Origin of the sequence: Cysteiniphilum marinum (genome assembly GCF_014857925.1) — a bacterium.
GTDB lineage: Bacteria > Pseudomonadota > Gammaproteobacteria > Francisellales > Francisellaceae > Caedibacter > Caedibacter marinus.
In genome coordinates this window covers 1-955 of record NZ_JACYVZ010000108.1, presented here as the reverse complement: position 1 = coordinate 955, position 955 = coordinate 1, and the positions used below count along the sequence as shown (strand labels likewise).

Genomic DNA, 955 nt, shown 5'->3' with positions numbered 1-955 from the left:
GTTGCGCTTTCAATATGGGTGTCATCAATATCTGAGATAGAAAGACCACCATCAATCACTGCTGCAGGATCATTTTCACTATAGTTAAGAATGCTACCTGCGGTTATCACAGGAGCATCATTAACTGCACTGACATTAATCGTACTGGTTACGGCTACCGAATTACTGTCACCATCATTGACCACCCAACTGACTGTCCGTGATAACGTACTTGGATTATCTGAGGTATTCATATAGGTGATACTTTGTAAAGCATTTTGATAGTTAACCACGGTATCACTACCGGTTAGCGTTAATACACCGGTTGCTGAATTAAAGCTACCGGTAATATTCGCTGTATCAACAAATGCCAACACATCCTCTGCATTGATATAATTACCACTAATGCTGATGGTTGCGCTTTCAATATGGGTATCATCAATATCTGAAATAGAAACACCGGCATCAATCACAGTCGCTGGATCATTTTCAATATAATTTAAAGTTGAACCAGCAATTAAGGTTGATACACTATTGACTGCACCTAAATTGATGGTACTTATTACTGCATTAGAGCTATTATCTCCATCATTGACAATCCATGTAATCATTCTTGAAGCTGTGTTAGGGGTTCCTGATAGGTTTTCATAAGTTATACTTCTTAAGGCATTTTGATAATTGGTAACAGTATCTGAACCAATTAAAGTCAACACCCCAGTAACTGGATTAAATGTACCGGTAATATTTGCCGTATTTGTAAATGAAAGGACATCCTCACCATTAAAATAATTACCACTAATGGTCACTGTCGCACTTTCAATGTTTATATCATCAACATCAAAAACACTTACGCCTACATCTATTGCTGTTGCTGTATCTCCAGCGGTGTAATTAAGCACTGCACCTGCGCTTACTGTAGGTGCATCATTAACTGCACTAACATTAATTATACTTGTCGCTGATGTCGCATTACTAT

General features: G+C 37.9%; 1 protein-coding gene. It reads right to left on the bottom strand.

Annotation, left to right across the window (positions count from 1 at the left end; genetic code table 11):
- Positions 1 to 955 (bottom strand): hypothetical protein (locus tag IE867_RS14515; protein WP_203250325.1); only part of this gene is annotated, 955 nt, incomplete at both ends.